Source organism: Bradyrhizobium lablabi (genome assembly GCF_001440475.1).
Lineage (GTDB): Bacteria > Pseudomonadota > Alphaproteobacteria > Rhizobiales > Xanthobacteraceae > Bradyrhizobium > Bradyrhizobium lablabi.
Map to the genome: position 1 here is coordinate 1 of NZ_LLYB01000111.1, position 3031 is coordinate 3031.

At 56.5% G+C, this 3031-nt stretch carries 3 protein-coding genes and 3 tRNA genes; 4 read left to right on the plus strand and 2 right to left on the minus strand.

What is annotated here, in order from left to right:
- Positions 1 to 236: 236 nt before the first annotated feature.
- Positions 237 to 449, minus strand: a complete 213-nt coding sequence (locus CQ14_RS32100) for a hypothetical protein (protein WP_156435668.1) — start codon at positions 447 to 449, stop codon at positions 237 to 239.
- 97 nt (positions 450 to 546) lie between these two features.
- Between CQ14_RS32100 and CQ14_RS44060 the strand changes: the two genes are divergently transcribed.
- A tRNA-Phe gene (locus tag CQ14_RS44060) sits at positions 547 to 614 on the plus strand.
- Between the two features lie 283 nt (positions 615 to 897).
- Positions 898 to 983 (plus strand) — tRNA-Ser (locus CQ14_RS44065).
- Between the two features lie 337 nt (positions 984 to 1320).
- On the opposite strand, the gene CQ14_RS32110 is transcribed toward CQ14_RS44065, so the two are convergent.
- Positions 1321 to 1527 (minus strand): hypothetical protein, encoded by a 207-nt coding sequence (locus tag CQ14_RS32110; protein WP_057861815.1) that lies wholly within the window; start codon positions 1525 to 1527, stop codon positions 1321 to 1323.
- 432 nt (positions 1528 to 1959) lie between these two features.
- Here CQ14_RS32110 and CQ14_RS44070 point away from each other — a divergent pair.
- A tRNA-Glu gene (locus CQ14_RS44070) sits at positions 1960 to 2036 on the plus strand.
- A 433-nt stretch (positions 2037 to 2469) separates the two neighbouring features.
- A complete protein-coding gene (locus CQ14_RS32115) occupies positions 2470 to 2670 on the plus strand; it encodes a globin family protein (protein ID WP_156435672.1) in 201 nt (66 codons plus the stop codon).
- Positions 2671 to 3031: the final 361 nt, after the last annotated feature.

Consider the following 3031-nt stretch of genomic DNA (forward strand, 5'->3'; position numbering starts at 1 on the left):
CCCTCATCGCAGCCATCAGCGATCGCTCACCGCTGCAATCGCCTTAACGGACGACCAAGTACCGCAACTGGAGCATGCAGGATTGGCTCCTGCCAGGGGCGCGATTTTCCCTGGGTAAAGCTCGTGTGGAAGAGCTCCGCGTGGCGGGTGGTCGGAGCATGCTACCCAGACCGTCATCGCGCGCCGGCCGATCGGCTAGGACGCTCAGACTGGTTCGCCTCCTGTGCGCGCAGCCATTACTTTTTGGGCCACTTGGTCCGGGCGAAGGCCAAGGCGCGGCGAAAGTCGGCCATGTCGACCCAGCCCTTTTCGTCCATCTGATCTTCCCACGTCCATTGCCCGCCTTCGTCGTCGTGAACGCGGCTTTTCTCGATAAAATATCTATTGTCGATGGTCTCGACGCCTTTGTTCGTTACCTTCCACTGCGATCCAGTCCAAAGATTTGGCATGAGAAACATTCTCCTTTGACCTCCAATATAGCGGCCGAGGCACGGATTGCGCGCGAAAAATACAAATAATCTGTGGCTTTAGAACTCGTCGTTTGGCGAGAGACCCAGGCGGTTAGAGTACGGTCTAAAAAACCGGACAGGCGGGTTCGACTCCCGCTCTGTTCTAAAAAAACTCGACACACCTGCGCCGGAGAAGAAACAATCGATGGTCGTGTAGCTCAACTAGACAGAGCGCTGGTTCCTAAATCGGAGGATGCCAGTTCGACTCCGTCCACGATCACCATAAAGTGGGAACGTGGTGGGCTGGCGAGAGCACGCCCCGGCATCTTTTGCTCTGGCGAGGAGTGTTGGGACCCAAGCTTAAAGATCGCTCGTCCCAACGGCGATGATCATGAGGTCTGGCCGCAATTCCCGTCAAGTACCTTCAAACGTTAACTTCGCTCAGTTCGGAGAGTGGGCCCAACGGGTAAGCCAACGCGGTGCTAACGCGTTGAGTCCTTCGGGACGCACAGGTTCGATTCCCTATACTCTCCGGCTACGTCTCGGTTGATGCACGGAATTTAGCCGCACTCTCGGCGGCCACAGCCAGGGCGCGAGAGAGCTTAAACGCCTGATCCGCCGTCACCTGAAAATGAACGCCCACAATGCTCGCAATAGCGACGGTTATCTCGTCGTCGATCTGCTCAACTGTGATCGCAGCCGACTCGTCGATCTCGATCTCTCCGACACGCTCGAGACCATCAGGTTCTTTCGCCATGCCTGCACTCTCTATAGAGNTTCCCGGCGATAATATACCGGAGATCATGTTTCTGGCCACGAGCCATGAGAANGGATTCCCGCGCCCTGCGCCATAGATCGAATTTCTAAAGGATCAAAGGCGCAGCGCCAGGATCTCGAACGGCACCGCAGACCCGAAGGCCCCAAACTGTTGCAGTTCGTCATCGACGGTAACGACCGCCTCGAAGATGTTGATGTTTCCGTCGAGTGAGGCGGCGGTCGCCTGGATGACGCGATCACCAACCCTCAGGCCGGGTGCGCTTACCGTGCCAGCCGCGGCTAAACCGGTGACATTGACCAAGACAGATCCTGAGATCTGAACCATTCTTGTCTTTCGGTTGAGAGGTAGAACGTGATGTTCCATACAACCAAATTCATTTCAGGTCGATAAAATTTTAGGTAGTGTATTAGTTTGGAGAATCTAGATCAGAGACCAAAAGTCCGCTCGCACTCGCGGCAAGTGATCGTCGAAATTTTTCTTCCGCAACCAGCGCAATGAGCGGAATCACGATCTTCATCATTCCATACAACAATCCCGTCGCACCGTCGCAATTGGTTGTGTCTGTTTCAAAACCGCAGCTAGGACAGGTGTATCCAACAAATAATAGGCCATTATTCCCCTCCTTGCGCTAGCCAACTGAGACACGACTAAGTTTTGCGGCGTGGCGTAGTGGGCTGCGTGCCTGTCTTCCAAACAGGGAGATGTTCGGTTCGATGCGGACAGCTCGACCATCCTGCCATCCCCTGGTGCTAAAGGGTCGGCGCTTTCAACGCTGGATTTCGCGGGTTGAACTCCCGTTGGCAGGACCAACTTCAACTCCTTCAGCTGTCTGCTCGTTAACCTGACCGCAAAAAAGCACTTGGCCCCTGTCACGCGAATGGCTTCAAGGCACCGGCGAACGCACCGGCCAATCCGGACGCCGCCAAGATAATCCCTTTGTGATGTCCTGCCAGACGCCGTTGAATCTCACGCGGTTAACAAGACGAGAGAGAGGGCGACAACAATGGGAAGTGCAGCGGTGACGTTAAGCCGAACAGAACTAGATACCAGAAGTACGAGTGCGAGTGCCTAGTTTCGGGAATAACGTACAGAAGGAATTCGTACGCTCACAACCACCATGCGCTACCCAACGACCGGGCGATGAATTGCCACCAAACCTTCGCGCCAACATGAAGGTTATCAACCAGTCACCAGGAGATGTTCAAGTGCTATCTCACCGAGTGGAGGGCGGGCCAAGGCTATATGCGCCCGAGAAGAGCCATTTCAGCGGGCCAGCGCTATCTCGGTTCTTTCATCGGCGGCGCCGAGCTCGATCCCTGGCTCGCCTGGATGCGCCTCGTATGGCAGGAGACAAGTGACAACGAATCCGCGCGCGGCGAGCTCGACCGCGCGCTGTCAACGCTCGCCGACTGGAGACGCAACCAGCCCGGCAACCCGGTATGATGAAAGATGGCGCACCCTAAAGAGTAGGTGGGACTCGTCGCGCTTGCCTTTTGTCTTTCTGTTCGCTCTTGGCCTGCGATAAGACGCCAGCGTGCTTTAAGAGAATTGGCGGCTGCCTCTCCATATGCGAGATCCACAAGTCGCGTGCGGGTGAGCGCGAGCTGCACGGTTCCACGCCGTTTACGAAGTGATGCAGGCCGGCAACGTGGCGAACATGGAAGCCAGCCGCTTTTGCTCGGATGAAGCCGGGCCCCGACCTTTGCTCCCGATGACATGCGCCCTTGTGGCGGCGCCGTGACCGAGCAGGTGCTAGAGCGGTTCCCGATCAGGTTGGCGCGTATCCGGCGGCTCCGAAGTAGTT